At 73.0% G+C, this 26,734-nt stretch carries 25 protein-coding genes; 15 read left to right on the top strand and 10 right to left on the bottom strand.

Features of this window, described 5'->3' with window-relative positions; translation table 11 throughout:
* Positions 1-19: 19 nt before the first annotated feature.
* Positions 20-2,395, bottom strand: a complete 2,376-nt coding sequence (locus KBY47_RS04510; protein ID WP_210919570.1) for a SpoIIE family protein phosphatase — start codon at positions 2,393-2,395, stop codon at positions 20-22.
* A 250-nt stretch (positions 2,396-2,645) separates the two neighbouring features.
* Between KBY47_RS04510 and KBY47_RS04505 the strand changes: the two genes are divergently transcribed.
* On the top strand, positions 2,646-4,889 hold the full coding sequence (locus KBY47_RS04505) for a glycoside hydrolase family 9 protein (protein WP_210919569.1): 2,244 nt from the start codon (positions 2,646-2,648) through the stop codon (positions 4,887-4,889).
* Positions 4,890-4,932: 43 nt separating this feature from the next.
* Here KBY47_RS04505 and KBY47_RS04500 read toward each other — a convergent pair whose 3' ends face one another.
* A complete protein-coding gene (locus KBY47_RS04500) occupies positions 4,933-6,099 on the bottom strand; it encodes a CdaR family transcriptional regulator (protein ID WP_210919568.1) in 1,167 nt (388 codons plus the stop codon).
* Positions 6,100-6,367: 268 nt separating this feature from the next.
* Between KBY47_RS04500 and KBY47_RS04495 the strand changes: the two genes are divergently transcribed.
* From KBY47_RS04495 to KBY47_RS04455, 9 genes are read left to right on the top strand one after another with little or no spacing between them, the layout of a single operon-like run.
* Positions 6,368-6,904, top strand: coding sequence for a Na+/H+ antiporter subunit E (locus KBY47_RS04495; RefSeq protein WP_210919567.1), 537 nt, complete (start codon positions 6,368-6,370; stop codon positions 6,902-6,904).
* Entirely contained in the window at positions 6,901-7,182 is a 282-nt protein-coding gene (locus KBY47_RS04490; protein ID WP_210919566.1) for a monovalent cation/H+ antiporter complex subunit F, read from the top strand. Before KBY47_RS04495 ends, KBY47_RS04490 begins: the two co-directional genes overlap by 4 nt.
* On the top strand, positions 7,179-7,493 hold the full coding sequence (mnhG, locus tag KBY47_RS04485) for a monovalent cation/H(+) antiporter subunit G (protein WP_210919565.1): 315 nt from the start codon (positions 7,179-7,181) through the stop codon (positions 7,491-7,493). The genes KBY47_RS04490 and mnhG overlap by 4 nt, the downstream gene beginning before the upstream one ends.
* The gene (locus KBY47_RS04480; protein ID WP_210919564.1) at positions 7,493-8,488 is read left to right on the top strand and encodes a DUF4040 domain-containing protein; all 996 of its coding nucleotides are present in this window, start codon (positions 7,493-7,495) and stop codon (positions 8,486-8,488) included. Before mnhG ends, KBY47_RS04480 begins: the two co-directional genes overlap by 1 nt.
* The gene (locus KBY47_RS04475; RefSeq protein WP_210919563.1) at positions 8,485-8,844 is read left to right on the top strand and encodes a cation:proton antiporter subunit C; all 360 of its coding nucleotides are present in this window, start codon (positions 8,485-8,487) and stop codon (positions 8,842-8,844) included. Before KBY47_RS04480 ends, KBY47_RS04475 begins: the two co-directional genes overlap by 4 nt.
* Positions 8,841-10,319 carry a monovalent cation/H+ antiporter subunit D family protein gene (locus KBY47_RS04470; protein ID WP_210919562.1) on the top strand — a complete coding sequence of 493 codons (1,479 nt, stop codon included), beginning with the start codon at positions 8,841-8,843 and terminating at the stop codon, positions 10,317-10,319. The genes KBY47_RS04475 and KBY47_RS04470 overlap by 4 nt, the downstream gene beginning before the upstream one ends.
* Positions 10,312-11,793 (top strand): proton-conducting transporter membrane subunit, encoded by a 1,482-nt coding sequence (locus KBY47_RS04465; protein ID WP_210919561.1) that lies wholly within the window; start codon positions 10,312-10,314, stop codon positions 11,791-11,793. The genes KBY47_RS04470 and KBY47_RS04465 overlap by 8 nt, the downstream gene beginning before the upstream one ends.
* Positions 11,790-12,074 (top strand): hypothetical protein, encoded by a 285-nt coding sequence (locus KBY47_RS04460; RefSeq protein ID WP_210919560.1) that lies wholly within the window; start codon positions 11,790-11,792, stop codon positions 12,072-12,074. Before KBY47_RS04465 ends, KBY47_RS04460 begins: the two co-directional genes overlap by 4 nt.
* Positions 12,064-13,746, top strand: coding sequence for a Na(+)/H(+) antiporter subunit D (locus KBY47_RS04455; protein WP_210919559.1), 1,683 nt, complete (start codon positions 12,064-12,066; stop codon positions 13,744-13,746). The genes KBY47_RS04460 and KBY47_RS04455 overlap by 11 nt, the downstream gene beginning before the upstream one ends.
* Before the next feature lie 9 nt (positions 13,747-13,755).
* Here KBY47_RS04455 and KBY47_RS04450 read toward each other — a convergent pair whose 3' ends face one another.
* A complete protein-coding gene (locus tag KBY47_RS04450; RefSeq protein WP_210919558.1) occupies positions 13,756-14,220 on the bottom strand; it encodes a CBS domain-containing protein in 465 nt (154 codons plus the stop codon).
* A gap of 162 nt (positions 14,221-14,382) precedes the next feature.
* On the opposite strand from KBY47_RS04450, the gene KBY47_RS04445 reads away from it, so the two are divergent.
* Positions 14,383-15,423 carry a CdaR family transcriptional regulator gene (locus KBY47_RS04445; protein WP_210919557.1) on the top strand — a complete coding sequence of 347 codons (1,041 nt, stop codon included), beginning with the start codon at positions 14,383-14,385 and terminating at the stop codon, positions 15,421-15,423.
* A gap of 7 nt (positions 15,424-15,430) precedes the next feature.
* Here the strand turns inward: KBY47_RS04445 and KBY47_RS04440 are convergent, their stop codons facing one another.
* Positions 15,431-17,041, bottom strand: coding sequence for a carboxylesterase/lipase family protein (locus KBY47_RS04440; RefSeq protein ID WP_210919556.1), 1,611 nt, complete (start codon positions 17,039-17,041; stop codon positions 15,431-15,433).
* Between the two features lie 97 nt (positions 17,042-17,138).
* Entirely contained in the window at positions 17,139-19,073 is a 1,935-nt protein-coding gene (locus tag KBY47_RS04435; protein WP_210919696.1) for a DUF1996 domain-containing protein, read from the bottom strand.
* A 249-nt stretch (positions 19,074-19,322) separates the two neighbouring features.
* Between KBY47_RS04435 and KBY47_RS04430 the strand changes: the two genes are divergently transcribed.
* The 3 genes from KBY47_RS04430 to KBY47_RS04420 all read left to right on the top strand — a co-directional run bounded on the left by KBY47_RS04430 (position 19,323) and on the right by KBY47_RS04420 (position 21,931).
* Positions 19,323-19,568: a hypothetical protein gene (locus KBY47_RS04430; protein ID WP_210919555.1), complete on the top strand. Its 246-nt coding sequence runs from the start codon at positions 19,323-19,325 to the stop codon at positions 19,566-19,568.
* Between the two features lie 3 nt (positions 19,569-19,571).
* Complete coding sequence (locus tag KBY47_RS04425) at positions 19,572-19,952, top strand: toxin Doc (RefSeq protein ID WP_210919554.1); 381 nt, start codon at positions 19,572-19,574, stop codon at positions 19,950-19,952.
* 374 nt (positions 19,953-20,326) lie between these two features.
* On the top strand, positions 20,327-21,931 hold the full coding sequence (locus tag KBY47_RS04420) for an RICIN domain-containing protein (RefSeq protein ID WP_210919553.1): 1,605 nt from the start codon (positions 20,327-20,329) through the stop codon (positions 21,929-21,931).
* Between the two features lie 49 nt (positions 21,932-21,980).
* On the opposite strand, the gene KBY47_RS04415 is transcribed toward KBY47_RS04420, so the two are convergent.
* Positions 21,981-23,150 carry a lactate 2-monooxygenase gene (locus KBY47_RS04415; protein WP_210919552.1) on the bottom strand — a complete coding sequence of 390 codons (1,170 nt, stop codon included), beginning with the start codon at positions 23,148-23,150 and terminating at the stop codon, positions 21,981-21,983.
* An 82-nt stretch (positions 23,151-23,232) separates the two neighbouring features.
* Positions 23,233-23,928, bottom strand: coding sequence for an alpha/beta fold hydrolase (locus tag KBY47_RS04410; protein WP_210919551.1), 696 nt, complete (start codon positions 23,926-23,928; stop codon positions 23,233-23,235).
* A gap of 319 nt (positions 23,929-24,247) precedes the next feature.
* On the opposite strand from KBY47_RS04410, the gene KBY47_RS04405 reads away from it, so the two are divergent.
* A complete protein-coding gene (locus KBY47_RS04405; RefSeq protein WP_210919550.1) occupies positions 24,248-24,673 on the top strand; it encodes a subtilase-type protease inhibitor in 426 nt (141 codons plus the stop codon).
* A 142-nt stretch (positions 24,674-24,815) separates the two neighbouring features.
* On the opposite strand, the gene KBY47_RS04400 is transcribed toward KBY47_RS04405, so the two are convergent.
* From KBY47_RS04400 to KBY47_RS04390, 3 genes are read right to left on the bottom strand one after another with little or no spacing between them, the layout of a single operon-like run.
* Positions 24,816-25,022 (bottom strand): CDGSH iron-sulfur domain-containing protein, encoded by a 207-nt coding sequence (locus KBY47_RS04400; RefSeq protein ID WP_210919549.1) that lies wholly within the window; start codon positions 25,020-25,022, stop codon positions 24,816-24,818.
* Positions 25,003-25,716 carry a HemK2/MTQ2 family protein methyltransferase gene (locus tag KBY47_RS04395; protein WP_210919548.1) on the bottom strand — a complete coding sequence of 238 codons (714 nt, stop codon included), beginning with the start codon at positions 25,714-25,716 and terminating at the stop codon, positions 25,003-25,005. Before KBY47_RS04395 ends, KBY47_RS04400 begins: the two co-directional genes overlap by 20 nt.
* A complete protein-coding gene (locus KBY47_RS04390) occupies positions 25,717-26,730 on the bottom strand; it encodes an iron-containing redox enzyme family protein (RefSeq protein ID WP_210919547.1) in 1,014 nt (337 codons plus the stop codon).
* Positions 26,731-26,734: the final 4 nt, after the last annotated feature.

Raw genomic sequence — 26,734 nt, 5'->3', positions numbered from 1 at the left:
GGGTCCCCGGCCGGTGACATCACTCGTCCTCCAGCAGCGTCAGTTCCGCCCAGATGGTCTTGCCCTCGGTGGTGTGGCGGCTGCCCCAGCGCTGGGTGAGCTGGGCGACCAGGAGCAGCCCGCGGCCGCCCTCGTCCCAGGTCTTGGCCCGGCGCAGGTGCGGGGCGGTGTGGCTGGTGTCGGAGACCTCGCAGATCAGCGTGGTCTCGTCGTGGATGAGGCGCAGCCGGATCGGCGGGGCGCCGTAGCGGATGGCGTTGGTGACCAGCTCGCTGACCACCAGCTCGGTGGTGAAGGACGCCTCGCTGAGTCCCCAGTCGCCGAGCTGGTCGAGGACCTGCTTGCGGATCGGGGCCACCAGCGCCGGGTCGGCCGGGACGTCCCAGGTGGCGACCTGGGAGGCGGGCAGGCCCCGGGTGCGCGCCAGCAGCAGGGCCACGTCGTCGCAGGCGGTGTCGTCCTTGGGCAGCAGGGTGTGCAGCACCCGGTCGCAGGTCTGCTCCAGCGAGCCGTCGCCGGGCCCGCCATCCCGGGCCAGCGTCTGAAGCAGCATGCGGCGCGCGGTGTCCTCGTCGCGGGTGTGGGACTCGATCAGCCCGTTGGTGAAGAAGGCGAGCAGCGTGCCCTCGGCGAGGGACAGTTCGGCCGCCTCGAACGGCAGGCCGCCCAGGCCCAGCGGTGGCCCGGCGGGCAGTTCGATCTCCTTGGGCTCACCGCCGGGCGCGACGAGCATGGGCGGCGGGTGCCCGGCGCGGGCCATCGTGCACCGCCGTGACACCGGGTCGTACACGGCGTAGAGACAGGTCGCGCCGACCTCGGGGCTGCCGTCGCCGCCGCCGGTCTCCTCCGAGAGCCGTACCACCAGGTCGTCCAGGTGGGTGAGGAGTTCCTCGGGGGCCAGGTCGATGTCGGCGAGGGTGCGCACCGCGGTGCGCAGCCGGCCCATGGTGGCGGAGGCCTGCACGCCGTGCCCGACGACGTCGCCGACGACCAGGGCGACCCGCATCCCGGACAGCGGGATCACGTCGAACCAGTCGCCGCCCACCCCGGCGCGCGCCGCGGGCAGATAGCGGGAGGCGGCCGCCACCGCGGCGGTGTGCGCCAGGGTGCGCGGGAGCAGGCTGCGCTGGAGGGCGAGCGCGGTCTCGCGTTCGCGGGAGTAGCGGCGGGCGTTGTCGATGCAGACGGCGGCGCGCGCGGTGATCTCCTCGGCGAGCAGCGCGTCGTCGGCGGTGAAGGAGTCGGGCCGCCGGTAGCGGGCGAAGACGGCGACGCCGAGGGTGGTGCCGCGGGCCCGGATCGGCACGGACATGCCGGCGCGCACGCCGTACTCCAGCGCCCGGTCGCGGCGGGGGCGGTCCCGGGAGAGCCACTCGTCGAGGTCCCGGTCCGGGAGTGTGGCGATGATCGTGCGGCCGGTGAGCAGCGACTTGGCCTGCGGGGACTCGGCGGGGTAGGAGTCGGTGTCGCCGGGTTTGACCAGGGCCTCGGGGGTGCCCGCGTGCACCGACCGGTGGGCGCTGCGGCGCAGCGTGACGGGTGGGGTGAGCCGGGCCGGGGGGTCGCCGCCGTCGGCGGGGTCCAGCAGGTCGACGCTGACGAAGTCGGCGAGGGCGGGCACGCACACGTCCGTCAGCTCCTGCGCCGTGCGGGTGACGTCGAGGGTGGTGCCGATGCGGACGCTGGCCTCGTTGACCAGCTGGAGCCGCTCGCGGGCCAGGTACTGCTCGGTGAAGTCGTGCGCGGCGACGCTCACACCCAGCACCCGGCCCCCGGCATCCGTGATCGGGGCCATCCGGGCCAGCCAGGCGTCGATCTTGCGGTCGGCGCCGACGGGTACGTAGGTCCGTACGTGGGTGCCGTGGCCGGAGGCGAGGACCTGGAGCATGTGCTGTTCCAGCTCGTGGGTGTGCGGCAGGTCGCTCATCTCCGTCGGGCGCAGGCCGCGCAGCCGCTCCTCGGGCAGGCCGAGGACGTCGGTCATGGCCTGGTTGGCCCGGCGCAGCCGCAGCTGGTCGTCGTGGATGGCCATGGCGCAGGGCGACTGGATGAGGTCGACGTGGTTCAGCGGGTCGCCCGGTGCCAGGGGCCCGGTGTGCCGCGGGCTGACCACCAGCCAGCCGTCGGCGCGGGGATGGGCGAGGAGCCAGACGGGGAGGGTGCGGCCGTCCCGGTGACGCAGTGTGAGGGTGCCGCCGAGCCGGTCGCCGCCCAGTCCGGCGACCGGAGCCAGCCCGCCGTCGGCCACCAGTTCCGCCGCCGGGCGGCCCAGCACCTCCGCCGCCGTCCAGCCCAGCAGCGCCCGGGCGCCCTCGTTCCACTCGGTGAGGGTGCCGTCGCCGTCCAGGGCAGCCCGGGCCGTCGAGGCCTCGTCGAACGAGTGATCCGGGCTCATCGTCGCCACTCCATCGCGTCCACTCACAGTGAACAACTGTGTTGCCTGAGTTCCAGACTAGTGCTTTTGCTCCGGGCCGGTCGGTTAGCCCGGGTGCCCACTAATCCGGCACCGACATGCCTCCCGTTCGGGAAAACCGTCCCGTCCGGACCGTTGACGGGTGTCATGACTCCAACAACCATGGCCTCCGTCCGCATCTGGGAGCGCTCCCATGGAGCGTCACCCGCACCTCCCTTCCAGGAGCCCAGACGTGAAACGACCCAGAACCGCCCTGCTGTCGCTGACAGCCCTGCTGGCGGCGGGCCTCACCGCCCTGCCCGCCGCCCCCGCCGGGGCCGACGAGGTCGAGCAGGTCAGGAACGGCACCTTCGACACGACCCTCGACCCGTGGTGGACCACCAGCAACCTCACCGCCGGACTGTCCGACGGCCGCCTGTGCGCGGACGTGCCCGGCGGCACCCAGAACCGCTGGGACGCCACCGTCGGCCAGAACGACATCACCCTGACGGAAGGGGAGTCGTACCGCTTCTCCTTCTACGCCGACGGCGTGCCCGACGGGCACGTGGTCCGGGCGATCGTCGGCCTGTCCGAGGCGCCCTACGACACCTGGTTCGAGGTGAGCCCGCAGCTCAGCGTCTCCGGCAACTCCTACGCGTACACCTTCACCTCGCCCGTCGACACCGACCGCGCCCAGGTCGCCTTCCAGGTCGGCGGCAGTGCCGAGCCCTGGCGGTTCTGCACGGACGACGTCTCCCTGCTGGGCGGGGTGCCGCCGGAGCAGTACGAGCCCGACACCGGCCCGCGCGTGCGCGTCAACCAGGTCGCCTACCTGCCCGCCGGGCCGAAGAACGCCACCCTGGTCACCGACGCCACCACCCGGCTGCCCTGGCAGCTGAAGCGGGCCGACGGGACCGTGGCCGCCCGCGGCTGGACCATGCCCCGCGGCACCGACGTGTCCTCCGGGCAGAACGTCCACTCCATCGACTTCGGCGCCCACAAGGCCAAGGGCACGGGCCTCACCCTGGTCGCGGACGGCGAGACCAGCCGCCCCTTCGACATCGACGCGCGTGTGTACGAGCGACTGCGGCTCGACGCCGTGAAGTTCTACTACACCCAGCGCAGCGGCATCGAGATACGCGACGACCTGCGCCCCGGCTACGGACGCCCTGCCGGGCACCTGAACGAGGCACCCAACCAGGGCGACGCCGACGTCCCCTGCCAGCCAGGCGTCTGCGACTACACGCTCGACGTCACCGGCGGCTGGTACGACGCCGGCGACCACGGCAAGTACGTCGTCAACGGCGGCATCTCCGTCTGGGAACTGCTCAGCACCTACGAACGCGCCCTGCACGCCCGCACCGGGCAGCCCGCGAAGTTCGGCGACGGCTCCCTCGCCATCCCCGAGAGCGGCAACAAGGTGCCCGACCTCCTCGACGAGGTCCGCTGGCAGCTGGAGTTCATGCTGAAGATGCAGGTCCCGGACGGGCAGGCGCTCGCCGGGATGGCCCACCACAAGATCCACGACGAGGCGTGGACCGGTCTGCCGCTGCTGCCCAGCGCCGACCCGCAGAAGCGCGAGCTGCACCCGCCGACCACCACGGCCACCCTCAACCTGGCCGCCTCGGCCGCCCAGGCCGCCCGCCTCTACAAGCCCTACGACCGCCGGTTCGCGGCCGAACTGCTCACCGCGGCCCGCACCGCCTGGAGCGCCGCGCTCGCCCACCCCGACCTGCTGCCCGACCCGGACGACGGCGTCGGCGGCGGCGCCTACCCCGACACCGACGTGAGCGACGAGTTCTACTGGGCCGCCGCCCAGCTGTACCTCACCACCGGTGAGAAGCAGTTCGAGCGGTACGTACTGAACTCGCCGGTGCACACCGCCGACATCTTCGGCCCCACCGGCTTCGACTGGGCCCGCACCGCCGCCGCCGGCCGACTGGACCTCGCCACCGTGCCCAACCGGCTCCCCGGCCGGGACAAGGTGCGCCGGTCCGTCGTCAAGGGCGCCGACCGCTACCTCGCCACCCTCGAGGCACAGCCGTACGGCATGCCCTACGCCCCCGACGGCAACGTCTTCGACTGGGGCTCCAACCACCAGGTCCTCAACAACGCCGTCGTCATGGCCACCGCCCACGACATCACCGGCGCCGCCAAGTACCGCGACGGGGCCGTGCAGACCATGGACTACGTCCTCGGCCGCAACGCGCTGAACCTGTCCTACGTCACCGGCTACGGCGAGGCCAGCGCCCAGAACCAGCACAGCCGCTGGTACGCCCGGCAGCTGGACCCGAACCTGCCGAGCCCGCCCGCCGGCACCCTCTCGGGCGGCCCCAACTCCAGCATCCAGGACCCGCTCGCGCAGTCGAAACTCCAGGGCTGCGTCGGCCAGTTCTGCTACATCGACGACATCCAGTCCTGGTCGACCAACGAGCTGACCATCAACTGGAACGCCGCCCTGGCATGGGTGGCGGCCTTCGTCGCCGACCAGGGGTAGCGCACACGGGGCCGCTGTCCGCGGGGCGTCCCGCGGACAGCGGTCACGTATCGCCCGGCCAGCCGAGCAGCCGCGCCCCGAGCACGGCCACCTGCAGGGTGAAGCCCTGCTGCGGGTCGTACACCGAGTAACCGGTCAGCGCCTCGACCCGGTTGAGGCGGTAGGTCACCGTCCGGACCCCGATGTGCAGCTGCTGCGCCGCCGCCGTCGCCACCCGGCCCGCCGCGAAGTACGCCGACAGGGTGTCCAGCAGCGTCTCCGGGCGGATGCGGCCCGCCCGCAACGGCTCCAGCACCACGTCGACGAGGTCCGCCAGAGCGGCCCGGTCCCGGATCAGCACCTGGTAGACGAGGAGTTCGGAGGCCAGGTGCACCTGGCCGGGCAGTTCCAGACGCTGGGCCATGCGCAGCGCCTGCCGGGCCTGCTCGAACGACCGTACGGCGCCACCCGGGCCGCGCTGCGGACGGCCGACGCCGATCCGCCAGCCGCCGTCCGGCCCCAGCGTCTCCAGCAGCCGGCCGACGAACTCCTCGACCGCGTCACCGGCGTCCGGTGCGACACACACCAGCAGCCCGTCCTTCGTCGTCACCAGCACCTCCCTGCTGGTGTGCGACCCGTCGACGACCGCCTCGACACGGCGGGTCGCCGGGCCGCCGTCGACGAACGGCTGGGCGCCCGCCGCCACGACCACCACATAGCTGCCCGCGAGCCGCAGCCCGTACCGCTCGGCCCGGCCCGCCAGCGTCTCCAGACGGCGCCCGTCGAGGAGGTCGTCGACGAACTCGCGGCGGAACGACTCCTCCTGACGCAGCGACCAGCGCTGCGCCTCCTCGTAGCCCTCCGCCACCGCCGTGATGGCCGTGTCGGCGGCGTGGAAGACCGCCTCGCCGATCCGGCGCAGCGTGTCCGCGCCGGTGGCGGCCAGCACCCCGGGCAGCGACGGCCAGGCGATCCACGTCGCGCTGAGGTACAGGTCGACGACCCCGCGCATCGGCACGTCCCGCTCCGCGGCGAGGGCGCCGATGTCACGCCGACGCCGACGCTCCTCACCGTCGAGCCCACCGCCCGTGCTGATCGCCGCGAGCAGCGCCACATAGCCCTCCAGGAGGTCCGTCGGCACGCCGCACGCCTCCCGGCTCGCGCGCTCGGCGACGTCCCGCGGGCAGAGCGGCCCGGTGCCCGGGGGGTCGGACGGGGTCCCGCGCGTCATGGTCAGAGCGATCCCTCCTCGTCCGGCGGCACGACGGCCCGTTCCGGGCCGGGATCATGACACTCTTGCCGACCGTCGGCAAGGATGGAGTGCCCTTCCTTGACCGCGTCGGCCGTTGGCCGGACCCGCGCGGTACCGGAGAATCGAGGTGGGTGGGGCTGCCCGGGCCTGCGTGTCGACGACGGGAGAGGTGCATGCGTGCTGCCGATGCCGTCGCGACGTTGCCGACCAGCGGTCAGCCCGGCCGGGTGCGGCCCGAGGGGGCCGCATGACCCAACTCGACGTCGGCTCCCCCCAGGTGTCCCGCGCGCCCCGCCCGCGCGAGCGGGTCCTGCGCGGCCTGCTGCGGACCGCGCCGGTGCCCGCCCTGTTCTGGCTGGCCCTCTCCGGGCACTACACACCCCTGCTGCTGGCGCTCGGCGCCCTCTCGGTCCTGCTGGTCTGCTGGCTCACCAGGCGCGCCCGGCTCGAACACCACGGTCTGACCCTGCCCCTGGCGCTGCGGCTGCCGCGCTACCTCCTGTGGCTCAGCGGCCAGGTCCTCCTCACCGCCTGGACGGTGACCCGCAAGGTGTGGAGGCCGAACCCGGGACTGCGCCCGGTCGTCGCGACCACACCGGCCCCGCCCCTGCCCGAGCAGTCGCAGGTCATCTACGCCAACTCGATCACGCTCACCCCCGGCACCCTCGCCCTCGACGTGGAGGAGGACGGCATCGAGGTGCACAGCCTCGACCGGGCCGGGATCGACGAACTGGACGCGGGCGCCATGCTGCGCCGGGTACGGCGGACGGAGGACCGGCGATGATCCTCGCCGTCATGGTGGCGCTCCTGGTCACCATGGTGCTCGCCCTGCTGCGCGCCTTCGCCGGACCCGGCCTCTACAACCGCATCCTGGCCATCAACATGTTCGGCACCAAGACCGTCCTCTTCATCGCGGTGGCCGGCTTCCTCTTCGGCCGCCCCGAGTTCCTCGACATCGGCATCCTCTACGCCCTCGTCAACTTCGTCGCGACCGTCGCGGTGCTGCGCCTGAGCCACTACCAGGAACTGTTCGGCGGCACCGGAGGAGGCGAGCGGACGTGATCGTCCTGGAGGTGCTGAGCGGCGTCCTGCTCACCGGCGGCGCCCTGTTCCTGCTCTCCGGCGCCGTCGGCATGCTGCGATTCCCCGACTTCTACACCCGTATCCACGCCGTCGGCGTCACGGACTCCGCCGGAGCCGGCCTGGTCCTGCTGGGCCTGCTGCTGCGCACGGACTCCTGGGGCACCGCGGTCCGGCTGCTGATCATCCTGCTCTTCATGGCGCTGACCAGCCCCACCGCGACCCATGTCCTGGCGCACGCCGCGCGCCGGGACGGGGTGCCCGTCTGGCGAGAGGGTGACCCGCGCCGCTGATGCCGACCTTCGTACTGATCAACGTCGTCCTGCTCGCCGTCCTCATCGCCACCGCCGTGGCCATCACGCGCCTGCGGGCACTGTACGGGGCGGCCATGCTGGCGGCCCTGTTCAGCCTGGTCACCGCGAGCCTGTTCGTGCTGCTGGACGCCGTGGACGTGGCGTTCACCGAGGCGGCCGTCGGGGTCGGCATCAGCACGGTGCTGCTGCTCGGCGTGCTGGCGCTGACCCGCTCCCGGGAGGCCGTCACACCCCGTCGGCGGCGGCTGCCCGGCTTGGTCGTCGTCGTCCTGACCGGCGCGGTGCTCGGCTGGGCCAGCACGGACCTGCCCGAGTTCGGCGCCGCCGACAGCCCGGTACAGCGCCACCCGGTCACCGAGACGTATCTGCGCGACTCCCAGGAGGACATCGGCATCCCCAACACGGTCACCTCCGTGCTGGCCAGCTACCGGGGCCTGGACACGCTGGGCGAACTGGTCGTGGTGTTCACCGCGGGCCTCGCCGTGCTCTCCCTGCTCGGCCCGCTCGCCCGTCCCGACCAGATCAGGCCCGCCCCCGACCTGCACCTCGCCGACTACCGCGTCATCCGGGTCGTCACCGGCACCCTGATGCCGCTCATCCTGCTCTTCGCGCTGTACGTGCTCTTCCACGGCGACTACGGCCCCGGCGGCGGCTTCCAGGCCGGGGTCATCTTCGCCAGCGGTTTCGTCCTGTACGGCCTGGTGTTCGGCCTCGACCGGGCCGAACGGGTGGTGCCGCGCAGGGCGCTGTGGCTGCTCATCTCACTCGGCCTGCTGCTCTACGCCGGGCTCGGGCTGACCACGATGGCGCTCGGCGGCTCGTTCCTCGACTACGACCTGCTCGACCCGGGCCACCCCGAGGAGGGCCAGCACATCGGCATCCTGCTGGTCGAGACGGCCATCGGCATCACCGTCGCCGCCGTCATGACGACCATCTTCTTCGGCTTCGCCAGCCGGGGAGGCGTCCGCCGGTGATCGCCACCCACTACGTCTACTGGACGTTCTTCGCCCTCATGCTGATCGGGCTCTACGTCGTCATCAGCCACGGCAACCTGATCAAGAAACTGATCGGTCTGTCCCTGTTCCAGGTCGGCGTCTTCCTCTTCTACATCGGCCTCGGCAAACGGGACCACGGCAGCGCGCCGATCATCGCGAAGGACGTCGGGACCTACTCGCACCCGCTGCCCCAGGTGCTGATCCTCACCGCCATCGTGGTCGGCGTCGCCACCCTCGCCGTGGGACTCGCCCTGGCCGTCCGCATCTTCGAGGCCTACGGAACCGTCGAGGAGGACGAGGTCCTGGAACGCGACGACGACGGCGAGGGCCCATGACGGCCCAACTGCCGGTGCTGCAAGTGCTCATCCCCCTGCTCGGGGCGCCCCTGTGCGTACTGCTGCGCTCCCGTACCGCGGCCTGGCTGCTCTACCTCACCGCCGCCACCGCCTCGCTGACCGTCGCCGCCCTGCTCACCGCCGAGGTGGCCGACGAAGGCCCGCTCACCTACCGGATGGGCGGCTGGTCGGCTCCCGCCGGGATCGAGTTCGTCGTCGGCGAGTTCAGCACACCCGTGCTGCTGCTGGTGTCGCTGACCGCCACCGTCGCCGCCGTCTACGGCCGCCGTGGCGCCGAGGCCGAAGTGGACGACCGGCGCGCCCCCCTGCTCTACGCCTGCCTCTGCCTCACCCTCGCCGGACTGCTGGGCCTCGCGGTCACCGGGGACGTGTTCAACGCCTTCGTGTTCCTGGAGATCAGCTCGCTGGCGACGTACACGATGATCGCCATGGGGAGACGGCGGCGGGCGCTGCTGGCCGCCTTCCGGTACCTGGTGATCGGCAGCGTCGGCGCGGTGTTCGTGCTGATCGGCATCGGCATGGCCTACGCGGTCACCGGCACCCTGAACATGGCCGACCTCGCGGCGCGGCTCGACGGCGCCGACGGCGACCGCGCGGTGCGGGCCGCGGTCGTGTTCGTCTTCGTCGGCCTCGCGGTCAAGGCGGCCCTCTTCCCGCTGCACGCCTGGCTGCCCGCGGCCTACGGGGAGGCGCCCACCGTCGTCAGCCTCTTCCTCGCCGCCACCAGCACCAAGGTGGCGCTGTACATGCTGTGCCGGTTCGCCTACACCGTCTTCGGCGCCCCGCTGGTCTTCGAGTCGATGCCCGTCGGGCGGATCGGACTGCTGCTCGCCTGTCTGGCGATGCTGGTGGGCTCGGCCGTCGCCTGTCTCCAGAGCGACCTGCGGTATCTGCTGGCCTGGTCCAGCGTCGGGCAGATCGGCTACATCGTGGCCGGGATCAGCCTGGCCACCACCGCCGGGGTGTCCGCCGCCTATCTGCACATCATCGCCCACGCGATCACCAAGGCCGCCCTGTTCGCGACGGCCGGGCTGCTGCTGGCCCGGCTCGGCTCGGCCCGGCTGTCCGCACTGGCCGGGCTCGGCCGCCGGATGCCGTGGACGTTCGCCGCGTTCGTGCTGGCCGCGCTCGGGCTGATCGGCGTACCGCCGAGCGGCGGGTTCGTCAGCAAGTGGGCGCTGGTCACGGCCCTGGTCGACGACGGCCGGTGGGCGGTGGTCGCGGCGGTGCTGACCAGCTCGCTGCTCGCGGTGGTGTACGTCGGGAGGGTCGTCGAGATCGCCTGGTTCCGCGAACCCGAGGGCGACACCCCGCCCGCGCGCCCGGCGCCTTCGATGGTCACGGCCGTGTGGGCGCTCGCCCTGCTGTCCCTCGCCATCGGCCTCGACCCCTCCTTCCCGGCGGAACTCGCCGACGCCGCCGCGGCGGCCCTCCTCGGAACCGGAGGTGGGTGAGGTGATCACCGGCTGGACCTCTCCCGACCGGGCGTACGCGCTGCCGGTGGCGGTGGCCGTGCCCCTGCTGGTCTGCGGCGCCGTCCTGCTGCTGCGCTCCCGGCCCGCCGCCCGGAACGCGGCTTCCGTGACCGGCGGCCTCCTCCTGGTGGGTGTGGTCGTGTCCCTGTGGCCGGTGGCCGACGAGGGGACGCGCTTCGAACTGTGGACCTGGCTGCCGGGCCTCTCGCTCACCTTCGCGCTGGAACCGCTGGGGCTGCTGTTCGCCTCGGTCGCCGCCGTGCTCTGGCCGCTGACCACGGTGTACGCCTCCGGCTTCCTGCGGGCCGCGCGGGAGCCCGCCCACGCCCGCTTCTTCGCCTGGTTCGCGCTGACCATCGCCTCCGCGATGTGGATCGCCCTCTCGGGCAACCTGATCACCCTGCTCATCGGCTACGAGGTCATGACCCTGGCCACCTGGCCCCTGGTCGCCCACCACGGGGGAGCCGCCGTCCGGCGCGGGGCCCGCACCTACGTCCTGGTCCTGCTGGCCACCTCCATCGGCCTGCTCCTGCCCGCCGTGGTGTGGACCTGGGTACTGGCCGGGAGCACCGACTTCCGGCCCGGCGGCCTGCTCGCCGGTACGGCCGGAACCGGCGTGCTCACCCTGCTCTTCGCCCTGTACCTGTTCGGCGTCGGCAAGGCCGCGCTGATGCCCGTGCACCGCTGGCTGCCCGCCGCCATGGTGGCTCCGGCGCCCGTCTCGGCGCTGCTGCACGCGGTGGCGGTGGTCAAGGCCGGGGTCTTCACCGTCCTCAAGGTCGCCGTCTACGTCTTCGGTCTCGACACCCTGCGCGACACCGGCGCCGCCGCGCCGATGAGCTGGGTGGCCGCTTTCACCCTGCTCGCCGCCGCGGTGGTCGCCATCCGCGCCGACAACCTCAAACGGCGGCTCGCCTACTCCACCGTCAGCCAGCTCGCCTACATCGTGCTGGCCGCCACCGTGGCCACCGGCGTCGCCGTGGAGGGCGCCGCGCTGCACCTGGTCACCCACGCGGTCGCCAAGATCACGCTGTTCCTGTGCGCGGGCGCGATCGCCGTCACCACGGGCCGGACCAGGGTCAGCGAACTCGACGGGCTCGGCCACGCCATGCCATGGACGTTCGCCGCCTTCCTCACGGCCAGCGTCTCGATCATCGGGCTGCCCCCGACGGGCGGCACCTGGAGCAAGTGGCTGATGCTGCTGGGCACGGCGGAGGCCGACCAGATCATGCCGCTGGTGGTCCTGCTGGCGGGGTCGCTGCTCGCGGTCGCCTATCTGGTGCCGGTCGCGGTCCGCGGCTTCCTGCGGCCACCGGCCGCACCGCTCACCCACGGCGAGGCCGCGCCCGTGCTGACCGTACCGCTGGTCCTCACCGCCCTCGGCTGCGTCGCCCTGTTCTTCGGCGCGCAGGCCCTGATCGACCCGCTGGCCGGGACCCTGGAGGTGCCGTGACCGACGACCGCCGCCCGGACGACCGCCGCTGGCTGGACGACCCACGCCATGTGACCCTCATCGTGCGGATCCTGACCGCGCTGTGCGCACTGGCGCTGCTGGCCGACCTCTTCTACTCCAAGCACCCCTACTTCTCGATCGAGGAGTGGCCCGCCTTCTACGCCCTGTACGGCTTCACGGGCAGCGTCGCCCTGGTGCTCACGGCGAAGTGGCTGCGGCGGTTCCTGAAGCGGGACGAGGACTACTACGAGCCGCAGGAACGGAACCGCGATGACGACTAGTCCCGCCCTGCTGCTGATGATCGGGGCGGCCGGGGTGCCGTTCCTCAAGGGCCGCCTGCGCGGCGCCTGGACGGTGCTGCTGCCGGTGGGCGGCCTGGTGCTGCTCTGGCTGCTGCCCGAGGGCCCCGGTGACAGCCTCACCCTCTTCGGCCTCGAACTCACCCCGGTGCGCGTCGACGCCCTCTCCCGGATCTTCGCCACCGGCTTCCTCGTCGCCGCGCTCCTGACCGCCGTGTACGCCCTGTGCCTGAAGGACGCCCTCCAGCAGACCGTGATCCTCCTGTACGCGGGAGCCACGGTCGGCGGCGCGCTCGCCGGTGACCTGATCACCCTGTTCGTGTTCTGGGAGCTGGGCGGCCTCGCCTCGGCCTTCCTGATCTGGGCCCGGCGCACCGAACGCGGCTACCGCGCCGGGATGCGGTACCTCGTCGCCCAGCTGCTCGCCGGGCTGCTGATGCTCGCCGGGATCGCGCAGCGCGTCCAGGCGGGCGCGGGCGTGGAGTTCGGCCACCTCGGGCTGGACGGTCCGGGCGGCCCGCTGATCCTCGCGGCGGTGGGCATCAAGTGCGCCTTCCCGCTGCTGCACGCCTGGCTGACGGACACCTACCCGGAAGCGACCGTCGTCGGCACGGTGGCCCTGTCGCCCTTCACCACCAAGCTCGCGGTGTACGTGCTCGCCCGCGGGTTCCCCGGCACCGAGGCGCTGGTCTGGATCGGCGCGGCCATGACCGTGTTCCCCATCTTCTACGCGGTCCTGGAGAACGACCTGCGCCGGGTCCTCGCCTACAGCCTGGTCAACCAGCTCGGCTTCATGGTCGTCGGCGTCGGCGTCGGCGGCTCCCTCGGCATCAACGGCGCCACCGCGCACGCCTTCGCCCACATCGTCTACAAGGGCCTGCTCTTCATGAGCATGGGGGCCGTGCTGTACCGCGCGGGCACCGTCAAGGGATCGGAACTCGGCGGGCTCTACAAGTCCATGCCGAAGACAGCCGCCCTGTGCATGGTGGGCGCCGCCTCCATCTCGGCGGTGCCCTTGTTCTCCGGCTTCACCACCAAGTCGATGATCCTCTACGCGGTCGCCCAGGAACACCGGACGGTGGTCTGGCTGCTGCTGCTGTTCGCCTCCGCGGGCGTCTTCCACCACGCGGGCATCAAGGTCCCCTACTTCGCCTTCTTCGCCCACGACCGCGGACTGCGGGTGCGCGAGGCACCGGCCACCATGCGGGTGGCCATGACGATGGCCGCCGCCCTGTGCGTCGCCATCGGGGTGGCGCCCGGACTGCTGTACGACTTCCTGCCCTACACCGTCGACTACAGCGCGTACACCACGGCACATGTGATCAACCAGCTGCAACTGCTGCTGCTGGCGTCGCTGGCCTTCACGTTCCTGGTCCGCACCGGTCTCTACCCCCCGGAGGTGCGCTCGGTGAACCTCGACGCCGACGTGGTCTACCGCCGTGCGCTGCCCGCCGCCTGGCGCAGGCTGTCCGACGCCGTGCCCCGGGCCAGCACGCGTGTGGTGACGCCCCTGCGGCAGCGGGCCGTGGCCCTGTGGGGCACCGCCGTCCGCTCGTCGGCCGGCGGCGGGTTCACGGCGCCCTGGTCCACCCACTCCATGGTCCTGTGGGCGGTCGCCCTGGTCGGTGCCGTGCTGTTCCTGGCGCTGCTGTAGGGCGGGCGGTCAGGCATGGGCGCGGCTGCGCAGCCGCTGGAGCACCCGGGTGGCGGTGACCACCCCGAGCAGCCGGGCGTCCGGGCCGGGGCCGCCCTCCAGCACGGCCACGACCGGGCAGCCCGTGCGGGCCATCAGTTCGGCCACCTCCACCACCGTGCACTCGGCGGTGACGGAGAACGGCCGCGGACCGCCCCGCGGCAGGCACTCGGCGACCAGCCGTTCCGGAGCCACGCCCATCCGGTCGGCGTACGGCTCGTCGATGAGCCGGACGAGCAGCGGGTCGTCGGCGAAGTAGCCGGGCAGACAGGCGGCGAGCACCTGGTCCGCGCGGAGCACGGCGACGGGACGGCCCTCGGGGTCGGTGATCAGCAGAGCGGGCAGATCGCGCCCCACCACCAGGTCGACCGCGGTGGCGAGACGGTCCGTCGTCCGCACCGAGGGATAGGGCTCGGCAAGGGCACGTGCGCGCATGGGGCCTCCCGGGTTCCGCCGCAGCGGTTCTACCCGACAGCGCCCCCGCGACCCGGCCGCGGGGAGACGACCGGCGGACAACTGAACCTGCCGCTCCTTGCCGACCCATGGCAAAGTGAAGGCAAACGCGCAGCCGGGTGCGGGTAAAAAGGGGTGGTTGCGATGACCGGCCAGGGCGAGTCTCCCGAACGGCCACCGGCCCCCGCGACGGCGCCGGGCCAGGCGCTCGACGACGCCGACCGCGACCGGCTGCGCGCCGCCGCCGCGCACGCCGCCGACCGGGGCGTCCCGCTGCGCGCCCTGATCGAGACCCATCTCGGCCGCCACTGCGAGGCGGCCCCCGGGGACGTCGTCCGGCGGATGCGGGACGTGGCGATCGCCCTCACCGAGGGCTACGAGAGGGCGCGCGGCGCGGCGATCCGCCGGGAGGAGGAGATCCGCCACGCCTTCGTCGACGGTCTGCTGAGCGGCCCCGGCGACCTCGGCCGCATGGCGGAACTCGCCCACCGCGTCGGCTTTCCGCTCACCGGCCCACACCGGGTGGCCGTCGCGCGGGCGGGCGCCGCGTTCCTCGCCTCGGCCCCGGCCACCCGGTACGTGGCGGAGGCCATGGCCGCGTACGGGGACGAGTCGCCGAGCCTGGTCGCGACGAAGGACGGACTGCTGATCTGCGTCACGGCCGGGGACGGTGCCGCCGTGTGCGAACACTTCGCCGCACAGGTCCGCCGTGCGGCCGTACGGGACAGCCAGGTCGCCGTCAGCCGCCCCCGGCCCGGCGCGAACGGCGTCGTCCACTCCTTCCGTGAGGCCCGCGAGACCCTGGAACTGGCCGACCGGCTGGGGGTGCCCCGGCCGGTCGTCCACGCCTCCGATCTGCTGGTGTTCCAGGTCCTGGGCCGGGACCGGGCGGCCATCACCGATCTGGTGGCCACCGTCCTCGGCGGTCTGGAGCAGGCCCGCGGCGGACCCGGGCTCCTGCTGGAGACCCTCGGCGCCTACTTCGACAGCGGCTGCGCCCACACCGTCACCGCACGGCGCCTGGGCCTGAGCGTCCGGGCCGTCTCCTACCGCATCGCCCGCGTCCGTACTCTGACCGGCTACGACCCGGCGCTGCCCGACCAGCGTTACGCCCTCCAGACCGCCACCCTCGGCGCCCGTCTGCTCAACTGGCCCGCGCAGCCTCTGCAGCCGCCGGACGGTTAGCAGGGGTTCAGCGAGCTGCGAGCGGCCAGGAGGCGCCCTGGCTCCACAGGTCGCACTGGTGGTCCTCCGGGAAGGAGGTGCCCGGGGTGATCGCCTCCGGGGCGAGCGTCTGCACCTGCGGGAACCGGGGCCAGTGCGGGGCGCCCGCGGCGTACGGCACGCCGGTCCTGGCGAAGTTCGTCCAGTAGCCGAGCATCCGGTCGGAGAGGGCGTTCTGGGCGGGCGTGCCGGAGAGACCGCCGAAGACGTACCGGATCTCCGAGCCGTGCGGGGCGCCGAAGGGGAAGCTGAGGGGCAGGTTCAGATGGTCCATGGCGTGCCGGTCGGCGAACTCGTACTGGTAGGAGCGGGTGTGCTCGGCCATCAGACCGGCCGTGCGGGACTGCGCGCAGGCGAACTGGGAGTCGGTGAGGACCGCGCCCAGCGCCTCCGCTGGGGTGCCGTGGGCCGACAGCGGGTAGCGGGCCAGGATCGCCTCGGCCCGGTCGCCGTAGGCCGCGCGGACCGCGGCCGGGTAGCCCTCCGCCGTGAGCTGCCTGCCCGCCAGGTCGTAGGTGGTGGCGACGGTGAGCCTGCCCTCGTCGGCCGTGGTGCCCTGGAGGACCGGCACCCGGTGGAAGCGTCCGCTCGCCAGCGCGTCCGTCACCTGGAGCGGCAGGATCACCCCGTCCACGTTGGGCGTCCAGCGGGCCGTGGGGGAGAGCGAGGCCCGCAACAGCTCGTCGGCGGGCTTGGCGCGCAGACAGGCCAGGTCCGCGCAGCCCAGCGACCGGGCCCAGGCGGTGCCGTTGTTCTGCTGGGAGGCCTGGGTGGGCAGGGTGAAGCCGCAGCCCGACTGGGCGATGGCCCGGTCGAACTGGCCGACGGTGCGCGGCGAGATCAGCTGGTGGCAGACGCTGCCGCCGCCCGCCGACTCACCGAAGAGCGTCACGTTGCCCGGGTCGCCGCCGAACGCCGCGATGTTCTGCCGCACCCAGCGCAGCGCCGCCTGCTGGTCGAGCACGCCGTAGTTGCCCGACAGGCCGAGCGGTGACTCCTCGGCCAGGCCCGGGTGGGCCAGATAACCGAACGCGCCCAGCCGGTAGTTGAAGTTCACGACCACGACATCGCCCTTGGCGGCGAGCTTGGCGCCGTCGTAGAAGGTCCCGGAGCCCACGGTGAAGCCGCCGCCGTGGATCCACACCATCACCGGCCGCTTGGCCGGGGAGCGCTTCGCGGGCGTGTAGACGTTCAGGTAGAGGCAGTCCTCACTGGGCGTGCCGGGTCCCGCCAGGTCGCCCCAGGGGGTGGATGAGGGCGCCTGCACACAGGGGTTGCCCGGGGTGGCGGCGTCCCGGACGCCCGTCCACGGCCGGGGCGGGGACGGCGGCTTCCAGCGGCCGTCGCCGACCGGTGGGGCGGCGTAGGGGATGCCCAGGTAGGAGGTGGCGGTCTCGCCCGCCGTGCCCCGCACCTGGCCGTAGCGGGTGGGGACGGTCGGCCCGTCGGCCGCCGCCGCGGGTACGGCGGCCAGGCCGACCGCCGACAGCAGCAGGGCGACGGACAGCGCGCACAGCCGTCGGGTCCATAGTGGCCACCGGTGGTTCCTGACCGGGGGCTGGGTGAGTGGGCCGGGCATCGGCACCTCCGTGGAGTAGGGGGTGGAGAGTCATCGCAGTCTCGCCACCCGGCCGATGCCCGGCACCGCGTAAATCACCGGTGCCGCCGAACCCGGCTCACACCGAGCGCTTGCCCCTCGTCGTCCGCATCAGGAGAACACCGCCGCAGATCAGCAGGACCGTCCCGGCCGCAGCGGGCCACAACTTGGCGCCCGTCTCGGCGAGTCCGCCCCGCACGGCCTGGGGTTCGGTGCCCGACCCGGTCCGCTCGGGGGCGGCCACGGCCGCCTGCGACTCGGCGCCGCCGTCGCCCGCCGGGGCGGTCGACGGGCGCGCGGTGGCCGCCGGGGAGGCGCTGATCTTGGGCGCGGCGCTCGCGGTCGCGGTTCCGTCGCCGCGGGGCTGCTCGTGCGTGGGCTCGGCGGTCTGCTCCTCGCCCTGCTGGGGCTGCTCGGTCTTCGTCGGCTCCTCGGAAGGCTCCTCGTTAGGGTTCTCGGACGGCTCTTCGGAGGGCTCCTCGCTCGGCTGCTCCGTGGGCTCCTCGGAAGGCTCCTCCGTGGGCTCCTCGCTCGGCTCCTCGGACGGGTCCGGGGTCTCCTCGCCCCCGCCCCCGCCGGGAGGCGTGCCGCCGTCCGGCAGGTCGGCGGCGTCGCACGTACGGCCGCTGTTGATGCAGTCGACCATCTCGCCCATCAGGTCCTCGTCGAAGACGTTGACGAAGTCGCCGTGGTCCGTGACCGGCTTGTGCAGCTGCTCGGGGAAGGAGTCCACGGCGAACAGCGGTGTGGTGCGGCCGCCGTCGTCCAGGCTCGGCGCGGCCACGTCGTACACGATCCGCTGCACCAGCTGCGGGATCGCCCGGAACCCCTCGGGGCAACGGCCCTCCGGGTCCGCGAACGCCACGTGTGTGCGGTGGTTGGCGCTGTCGATGCCGCTGCCGTCCCAGCAGCTCTGGAAGCGGAAGGTGCGCACCACGCTGCTGCCGTCCGGGCACAGCGGGTACTTGTCCTTCAGCTGCCGGTCCTCGAAGCCGGTGCAGCTCCAGGAGGCGTTGGCGTTGGCGGTGCCGTTGACGAACGCCTTGGCGTCGCCGGTGATGATGCGCAGCAGCCGGGGCATGGCGGTGACCTCGCCGACCGGGCTGCCCTCGAACGTCAGCGTGACCTCGGCGGGCGTGACGATCTCACCGGCGTTGCCCTCGATGCCGCCGCCGGGGGACTCGGCGTCCCGCTCCACGGTGCCGTTCTGGAGGCGCAGCACCGGCCAGTAGTACGTCGACCTGTCGCCCGGGTTCTCGCAGCTCGTCTCGGCGTTCGCGAGGTCCTCGTCGCTGGCGAAGGCGGTGTTGGACTGGTTGCCGATGTAGTCGTGGAAGTGGTGGGCGCCGTTGGAGACGCCCGGCGCGACGATGATGTTGTCGGAGTTGAACAGGCCGTTCTCGTTGACGCCGCAGCTGGTGGTGAAGGTGCCGCGGGAGGCGTTCGCACGCTGGCGCGGGCGCTGCGCGGTGGGCTGCACGGAGGTGATGTCGGCGTAGTCCGCGGCTACGGGACCGTTCCCGGCCTGCCCGCCCCCGCCCTGCTCCTCCTGGCCTTCCTGGCCCTCCTGATCTTCCTGGCCCTCCTGGTCCTGCTCGCCCTCGGGCGCCTGCTCCGGCGTGCTCACCGTGCACGCCGCGAGGTCGGCCAGACCCTGCGGGGGCTCGCCGACCCGGGCGAGTGCGGCCGTGATCCGCTCGATCGTCGCGGTGCGCTGCTCCTGGAGCGGCCCGGTGATCTCCGCCGCGTCGACGGCGCCGTCCGGCGCGGCGGCCGCCGCGTCCCGGAGCCGCTGGTAGGCGTCCGCCACCTGCTGGTCCAGTGCGGCGAGTTCGGTGTCCACCTCGGCCCGGGCGCCGTCCGGGACCTCGGTGAGCCGTTCGCCGACATCGGGGCAGTCGATGGTGGCGCCGGGCTGGGCGCCGTCCGTGAGGGTGCGGTCCCCGCCGCCCGTCGCGCCGTCGGTGGCGGAGGCGTAGACGTTCACCGCCACCAGCCCGCCGCCGCCGAGCATGAGGGCGACCGCTGCGAATGTCGCGCGTCGCGCGCCTCTTGGGCGTCTGCGCGTGTTGCGTCCCACGGATGACTCCTACGAGTGAGGGGGTGGCCGGTCATGGAGGCCGTCCGTACTTGTACGGAGTCGAACGTCGGGGTGTTCAAACGTGAGAGGAACCGATCGGTTGCACACCCCCTCGGTACCGTGTCGTACCGGTCCTGAGCTGCGGGTATTTACGATTAAGTACCCGAGCGGTACCGTGATGTCATGCCAGCTCTGAATGTGGAGTTCAGCGACCGCGAGCTGGAGGACCTGCGACAGATCGCCAAGGAACGCGGTACGTCGATGAAGGCCCTCGTGCGAGAGGCGGCCGCCGCCGACATCGCCCGGCACCGGGCGCTCCAGGAAGGGGCGGAGGAGTTCCGCCGGTTCTTCGCCGCGCACGCCGACGAGTTCGCCGCGGCCTTCCCCGACGACGAGCCGCCCGCCAAGGGCGAGGGACGGGCCGCCTGACCGATGACACCTCCCGTCGTCCATATCGACGTGCCCTGGCTCCTCCAGCGCCATGAGGAGGTCCTGCCGGACCAGCCGACCGTCAACGACTTCTCGGCGCTGGTCGCGGCCGTAGCCCGGCACCGCGTGGACCCGCCGCGCCTCGGCGTCGACTCCGACCCGGCCTGGCGGGCCGCGGCGCTGCTGCACACCCTGGCCCTGCTCAAGCCGCTCCCCGCGGCGAACGCCCGGTTCGCCTGCGCGACGGCGGTGGCGTACATGTTCGTCAGCGGCGTCGGCATGGACCCGCCCTACGGCGCCTTGGTGGACCTCGCCCGCGATCTGATCGACGGCAAGGCGGACGTCTACGCGGCGGCCGACCGGCTGCGCTCCTGGCAGATCTGAACCCGAGCCCCGCCAGAGCGTGCGGTGTCCGGGAGAGCACGTGAGGGGCCGATGTGTGCGCCTGTTTCACACGGGGCGCAAGGAAAGTCGAATGCCGGTGCGAACCCGCAGATGAACCGCTCGCCAATTGACTCACTTTCAGTGGTGCCCATGTTGCCCGAGTGCCTTGTTGGGCGTGAGTGACCTGTGCAAGGGTGAACCCGCCATGCGGGGGGCAATTGCCAGGGCTCACGGACTTGTTGAACCGGGTCCGATGCACCAAAGGTGAATTCACGCACCCCGCTCACCGCCAAAAAGGTACGCACCAACGGGGGCCCCTTTTCGGCGACAGAACTCATGTGTGTCCACGCGCGCGTGGGAAGGAACCTGTTCAAGTGCCCACCCCCCACCCCCCTCGACCTCCCTACCCGCCGCCCGGCGCGGTACCCGGTGATTCCGACGAGGTCCTCGCGGCCCGGCTCACCGGCGCCACGGACGACGAGGTCGCCCACTCCACCGGCCTGCTCATGGCGAGGCACTGGCAGCCGGTGCACGAGTACGCCGTCATCTGCCTTGCCTCCTCGGCACCGGCCGCCTCCATGGTCACCGCCACCGCCTTCCACCAGGTCTTCGACCGGCTCACCCTGGGCGAACCGGGCGTCGCGCTGCGGCCCCCGCTCCTGGTGGCCGTGCGGGACACGGTCCGCCGCTGGTCGGCCGACGACCGGATATCCGGCGTACTGCCGGATCTGCTGAAACCCGCCGGAGGACGCGGTATGCGCGCGGCGGGCTCCCTGACCCCGGAAAACCGCAAGCTGGCGGAGCGGGCATTCCAGGGTCTGGCTCCTCTGGCCCGCTGTCTGCTCTGGCACACCGAGGTGGAGGCGGAACCGATAACCGTCCCCGCCGCCCTGCTCGGCCTCGACACCGAGAGTGCGTCGGCCGCGCTGGAACAGGCCCGGGACACATTCCGCGAAGGCGTTGTCCGCGCCCACCGGGAACTCGCGCCGAGCAAGGAGTGCGGCTTCTACAACCGGCTCCTCGACGTCCCGATTCGCCGCGGCGGCACCCTGTTGCCGGATGTCCAGCAACATCTCGACGGGTGCCGCTACTGCCGTTCCGCGGCCGAACAACTGAGCCAGGCCGAAAGCCAGTTGGGAACGCTGCTCGCCGAAGCCGTACTCGGCTGGGGCGCCCGCCGCTATCTCGACTCACGGCCCGGCCGCAGCCGCGCCAACCCGCGCGGACGGCGCTCCGGACGGCACGGCGGCCGTTCCCGGCGCAACCGGCTGCTGGCCCGCGTCCCCACGCCCGTCGTGCTGCCCACTCCACGGGCCCTGCTCACCGGCGTCGGCGTCGCCTCCGCCGGACTGCTCGCCACCGTCCTGATCACCAACCTGTGGTCCTACGACGGTGACGCCGACCCGGCCGCCTCCAGCAGCGCGGTCGGCGGCACCGGCAGCCAGGACGCCCCGGGCGTCTCCTCCGCGCCGCCCGACAACGCCGCGCTCCCCGGCGCCGTACGGCGCATCGTCCTGCGCAACGCCGCCTCCGACCTGTGCCTCGGCGTCCGCGGCACCCCACGGGCCGGATCGGGCACCGAGCTGGCGGAGTGCTCCGACGCACGCGGTCAGCAGTGGTCGTACGAGGACGACGGGCTGTTGCGCAGCGTGGCCGAGCCCGGGCTGTGCCTGGACTCGCACGCGGACGCCGGAGTGGTCATACTCGGCGCGTGCGCGCCCGCCGACGCCGAGCGCGGCGCCGACGTGCGCTACGACCTGACGGTGCGGGGCGAGTTGCTGCCCCGCTGGGAGAAGCAGCTCGCCCTGGCGGCCACCACCGACGCCCCCGGCGCCGACATCGTCGTCAAGGTCCGGGACGGCTCCGACAGCCAGCGCTGGCTGACCGGGTCACCGTCGGCGAGCCAGGGCGCGCTGTCGGGCGCCGGCACCGAGAGCCCGTCCGCGCGGCGGGTGGAGCTGCCGGGCCACAGCGCCTGACGGTGACGGGCACGCCCACGCTCAGCGGGGGCGTGCCCGTCCCGCTTGCTCAGCCCGTCCCGCCGTCCAGGTCCGAGGCGCCGACCGTGGCGGGGGAGGCGTGGCCGGACAGGGCGAGGGTGAGGTCCAGCTCGGCGAGCAGACAGCGGACCACATGCTCGACGCCCGCCTGGCCGTCCAGGGCCAGACCGTAGACGTAGGGCCGTCCCAGCAGGACCGCCCGCGCGCCGAGCGCGAGCGCCTTGAAGACGTCGTCGCCGGTGCGCACCCCGCTGTCGAACAGCACCGTCAGCCGGTCGCCGACGGCCTTCGCGACGCCCGGCAGCGCGTCCGCCGCCGCGATCGCACCGGCCACCTGACGGCCGCCGTGGTTGGAGACCACCACCCCGTCCATCCCCGCGTCGGCGGCGAGCCGCGCGTCGTCGGGGTGCAGGACGCCCTTCAGGACGATCGGACCGTCCCAGTTCTCCCGCAGGAACGCCAGGTCCGGCCAGGTCTTGCCGGGGTCGGCGAACATGCCGACGAAATGCATCACCGCCGCGTTGAGGTCCTCGTGGGGCGGTTTGGCGAGACCCGCCCGGAAGGCCGGGTCGGAGAAGTAGTTGGCGGTGCCCACGCCGTGCAGGAAGGGCAGGTACGCCTGGTCGAGATCGCGCGGCCGCCAGGCGAGCAGCGGGGTGTCGAGGGTGACGACCAGCACGGAGAACCCGGACGCCTTCGCCCGGGTGAGGAAACTCCGGGTGACCTCGCGGTCCTTGGCCCAGTACAGCTGGAACCAGCGCTCGGCGCCGCCCATCGCCGCCGCGACCTCCTCCATGGGCGTGCTGGACGCCGAGGAGAGCACGAACGGCACGCCCTGCGCGGCGGCGGCCCGGGCGGCGGCCACCTCGGCGTCCGGGTGCATGATCGACAGGACCCCGACCGGGGCCAGCGCCAGCGGGGCGGGCAGCGCGCGGCCCAGCACCTCCACCGAGATGTCGCGCTCGTGCACGTCCCGCAGCATCCGCGGCACGATCCGGTACCGCTTCAGCGCCGCCCGGTTGGCGCGGGCCGTGCTGCCGTCCCCGGCGCTGCCCGACACATAGCCGACCGGTCCGGGGCCCAGGCGCCGCTCGGTCAGCTCCTCCAGGCGGGTCAGATCGGTGGGCAGCCGGGGGACCGCGCCCGACATGCCGTTCAGATAGATCTCGTACTGGAAGTCCGCCCAGTGCTTGGCCATCGCCAACTCCCGCCTCTCCTCGTCGAGCCGCGCGCCCCGACGATACCGGCGAGTAGCCGCGGGTGTGCCCGGCGGTCGGGCCTCACTCGCGCAGCGCGGCCTCGTGCAGGACGCGGGCCAGTTCGCGCGGGGCGGAGAACATGGGCCAGTGCCCGGTGTCCATCCGCACCAGCTCCCAGCGCTCGCTCCCCAGCAGGTCGGCCACGGCGCCCATCGGCTCCTCGCCGTCGAGCAGGCACTTGACGTAGGTGGCGGGCAGCTCGGCCAGCGAACGCGTCAGCGCGGCGGGTTCGGTCAGCGAGGCGCCCGGGTGCGGGGTGGCACCGGCCAGCAGCCGGGATATCTGCTCGTCCGTCAGCCCCTGGCCCGCGAACTCGCCCGCCGGGAGCGGGGGCCACCAGCCGTCGCCCGCCTCGATCGCCTCGAGCACCCAGTCGCTCGGCCAGCCCGCGAGGAACGACGCGCCGTCGACGGGGACGTTGGAGTCGACGAACACCACCCGGCGCAGCCGGTCGCCGATCCGCTCGGCGGCCTGCCCGACCGGCACGCCCGCGTAGCTGTGCCCGACCAGGACGACATCGCGCAGGCCGCCCTGCTCGACCGCGTCGACGATGTCCCGCACATGGGTGCGCTGTCCCGCCGCGGCACCCTGCTTCTCGGCGAGCCCGGTCAGGGTCAGGGGGTGGACGGCATGCCCGGAGGCGCGCAGTTCGGCGGCCGTCTCGTCCCACGCCCACGCGCCGAGCCAGGCACCCGCCACCAGTACGAAGTGAGTCATGCCCGCAACCTAGCCGAGGGGTCTGACAACGGGCCGCCGCCGACCGGTCAGGGCTTCCCGCGGAATGTTTCCGGCCGATTAACCAAGAGCGGTAAACCGGCCATTCGGCCACCGTGAACGATCAAGAGTGGCCTGCGAATGGAGTTGGAACGTTCGAATTCTGTGACTTCCCGCCACTGATTCAACACGCAAGGTTACTGAAACCGGTGGGGTCGATGTGAGTTTCGGCGGCGGACTCGGCAGACTCGCGCTCGCCGGTCCGGCACCCGACCGAGAGGCCGGTCCGGCACCCCTGGAATCGAGCGGAAGGATGCACACAATGCGGAACCCCGCGCGCTGGGCAGCGACCCTCGGCCTCACGGCCACCGCCGTCTGCGGACCCCTGACCGGGGCCGCGCACGCCGAGCCTGCCCCGACCGCGCTCTACGCCCCGTCCGCGCTGGTCCTCACCGTGGGCCACGGCGAGACGGCGGCCGCCGCGGCTCCCGAACGCGCCGTGACCCTGGACTGCGCGACGCGGCCGACCGGCACGCACCCGGCGCCGCTCGCGGCCTGCGCGGAACTGCGCGGCGCGGACGGCGACCTGGACGCTCTCGAGGCCCGCGCCGGTGTGCTGTGCACGCGCGAGTACAACCCGGTGGTCGTCACCGTCGACGGGGTCTGGCAGGGCCAGCGCGTCTCCTACGAACGCACCTTCGCCAACGAGTGCGTGAGGAGCTCCCACGGAGCGCTCTTCACGTTCTGATGGACCGGGACCGCCAGGTCACCGCGAGCGCAGCAGTCGACCCGTGACTGGGGAGTGCGGGTCCTTCGCGGGGCACCAGGCGGTCTCGCACCGGGGACCGGCGGACGGAGTGGGGCCGTCCGCCGGTCCCCGGGAACACGCGTCAGGCGCGGTCGCGGTGGCTGGTGTCGCACCATGGATAGCGGCGGCTGCGACGGCAGGTGCACAGGGCCACCCGGAAGCGGTCGGAGGAGACGACGGTGCCGTCCTCCAGTTCCACCTCTACCGGCCCCTCCACGAGCAGCGGTCCGCGCCGCTGGATCCTGACCCGGCGTGGACGGTCGTCGGTCTCAGCAGAGGGCTTCGGCACGGACGACCACCAGCTCTTCCTTGTTCTCGGCGGCGGACAGCAGCCCCCGCTCCCGCAGCCAGTCCGCCCGCGCGCGCAGGACGGGACCGAAGGCGATCCGGCGCCGGTGCGTCACCGCCGCCTCCAGACCGGCCGCGCGCAGCTGGGCCAGGGTCCGGTCGGCGTCGCTGAGCGCGGACTGGACCAGCAGCAGGGTGCCGCCGGGCGACAGCAGACCGGGCGCCTCCCGGCAGATCCGGTCCAGGACCGCCCGCCCGTCCCGGCCCCCGTGCCAGGAGGCGGCCGGACCGCGCGGCCCCGGGGCCGCGTCCGGGCCCGGCACATAGGGCGGATTGGCCATGATCAGGTCGAACGACTCCCCGCGCACCGGCGCGAACAGGTCACCGTGCCGGACGCGCACCGGCAGCCCGGCGCGCCAGGCGTTGTACCGCGCGGTGCACACCGCCCGCCAGGAGAGGTCCACCGCGGTCACGCGTGAGCCGCGGCCCGCCGCGCGCAGGGCCAGGGCGCCGGAGCCGGTGCCGACGTCCAGGACGTCCGCCTCCGGCGGCAGCGGCTCCCCGGCCAGGGCGTCCCCCAGCAGGACGGTGTCCTCCTGCGGGGCGTAGACGCCGGGCGGGGCCAAGGGGTCGGGGGCCGGATCGGGCGGTATCGATGTCACCTGTGGAGTCACGCACCTCAGGTACCCCGACATTCACGACATAAGTGCCGTAACGCTCGCTTCCGTGGCGCGCAGCGACGAGCGTCCCGCCCGCCAGTCCGCCAGCAGCCGGGCCGCGAGCCGGTCCTCGACGTGTCCGGTGGCGTCGATCCCGAACGCCACGTCGGGCTCGAGGTGCGGCTCCTCCGCCAGCAGCCCGCCGATGACGTCATGGCGTACGACCTGCTCGTGCACGGCGTCGGCCTCGACGTGCTCGTCGTAGAAGTGCTCGGCGGCCGGACCGGCGCCGGTGCGGCGCATCGCCTCGGCGAGCCGCCGGGAACCCGGTGACGACGTCACCTCCACCGCCGCGAAGTGCCCGACGAGGGCGCCGCGCAGCGAGCGGTGCAGCCCGAAGAGGGACATGAGATTGACCGTGGCCAGCATCTCCGCGGACGCCACCTCCAGGTAGTGGCCGTACGACGTGTCCAGACCGAGGTCCGTCATCAGGTCGGCGAACAGGCGCGCGTGCACCCGGTCGGGACGGCCGCCGCCGTACTCGTCGAACTCCACCGCCGCCATCGCCGCCTTCGCCCGCCCCCACAGCCGGGGCAGCACCCACGCGTGCGGGTCCGCCTCCTTGAGGTGGTACAGCGAGCGCTGCGCCGCGTACTCGCGCAGGTGCCACAACTCGCCCCGGTCGCGCAGGAAATGGGTGACGCCCGTCCCGTCGACAGGTTCCACCAGCAGTCCGGCCAGCGCCTCGGTCACGCCCTCGTGGACCGGGGTGTCGCGGCGCAGCGCGGCCAGGAAGCGGTCCTCCAGCGCGGCACGCGCGCGCAGCAGGTCCGGGTCCCACTCGCGGTCCGGGCCGACCTCCGCGAAACCGCGGTAGTGCAGCTCGTAGCAGAGGTAAAGGGCCAGCTGGAGGTCGTCGCCGTACGCCGCCGCGTCCCGGACGTCGTCGGCCTGCGGCGGCGTGCCGGTCCCCGACAGGTACGCCATGACGGCGGCCGAGACGGGGCCCCGGGCGGACGGCAGCCGTGGTCCTTGGGGATCGTGTGCCATGGGG

It is taken from the genome of Streptomyces sp. B93, assembly GCF_018070565.1.
GTDB lineage: Bacteria > Actinomycetota > Actinomycetes > Streptomycetales > Streptomycetaceae > Streptomyces.
The sequence above is the reverse complement of the archived record's forward strand: the minus strand, read 5'-3'. Positions and strand labels throughout refer to the sequence as shown.

Bases quoted from the DNA above. Each gene is read 5' to 3' on its own strand.
- KBY47_RS04410 (WP_210919551.1), bottom strand. From the start codon at position 23,928: ATGACTCACTTCGTACTGGTGGCGGGTGCCTGGCTCGGCGCGTGGGCG.
- KBY47_RS04470 (WP_210919562.1), top strand. From the start codon at position 8,841: ATGACGGCCCAACTGCCGGTGCTGCAAGTGCTCATCCCCCTGCTCGGG.
- KBY47_RS04490 (WP_210919566.1), top strand. From the start codon at position 6,901: ATGATCCTCGCCGTCATGGTGGCGCTCCTGGTCACCATGGTGCTCGCC.
- KBY47_RS04390 (WP_210919547.1), bottom strand. From the start codon at position 26,730: ATGGCACACGATCCCCAAGGACCACGGCTGCCGTCCGCCCGGGGCCCC.
- KBY47_RS04425 (WP_210919554.1), top strand. From the start codon at position 19,572: ATGACACCTCCCGTCGTCCATATCGACGTGCCCTGGCTCCTCCAGCGC.
- KBY47_RS04510 (WP_210919570.1), bottom strand. From the start codon at position 2,395: ATGAGCCCGGATCACTCGTTCGACGAGGCCTCGACGGCCCGGGCTGCC.
- KBY47_RS04430 (WP_210919555.1), top strand. From the start codon at position 19,323: ATGCCAGCTCTGAATGTGGAGTTCAGCGACCGCGAGCTGGAGGACCTG.
- KBY47_RS04440 (WP_210919556.1), bottom strand. From the start codon at position 17,041: ATGCCCGGCCCACTCACCCAGCCCCCGGTCAGGAACCACCGGTGGCCA.
- KBY47_RS04495 (WP_210919567.1), top strand. From the start codon at position 6,368: ATGACCCAACTCGACGTCGGCTCCCCCCAGGTGTCCCGCGCGCCCCGC.
- KBY47_RS04450 (WP_210919558.1), bottom strand. From the start codon at position 14,220: ATGCGCGCACGTGCCCTTGCCGAGCCCTATCCCTCGGTGCGGACGACG.
- KBY47_RS04455 (WP_210919559.1), top strand. From the start codon at position 12,064: ATGACGACTAGTCCCGCCCTGCTGCTGATGATCGGGGCGGCCGGGGTG.
- KBY47_RS04405 (WP_210919550.1), top strand. From the start codon at position 24,248: ATGCGGAACCCCGCGCGCTGGGCAGCGACCCTCGGCCTCACGGCCACC.
- KBY47_RS04500 (WP_210919568.1), bottom strand. From the start codon at position 6,099: ATGACGCGCGGGACCCCGTCCGACCCCCCGGGCACCGGGCCGCTCTGC.
- KBY47_RS04480 (WP_210919564.1), top strand. From the start codon at position 7,493: ATGCCGACCTTCGTACTGATCAACGTCGTCCTGCTCGCCGTCCTCATC.
- KBY47_RS04445 (WP_210919557.1), top strand. From the start codon at position 14,383: ATGACCGGCCAGGGCGAGTCTCCCGAACGGCCACCGGCCCCCGCGACG.
- KBY47_RS04435 (WP_210919696.1), bottom strand. From the start codon at position 19,073: ATGCTCGGCGGCGGCGGGCTGGTGGCGGTGAACGTCTACGCCTCCGCC.
- KBY47_RS04395 (WP_210919548.1), bottom strand. From the start codon at position 25,716: ATGTCGGGGTACCTGAGGTGCGTGACTCCACAGGTGACATCGATACCG.
- KBY47_RS04415 (WP_210919552.1), bottom strand. From the start codon at position 23,150: ATGGCCAAGCACTGGGCGGACTTCCAGTACGAGATCTATCTGAACGGC.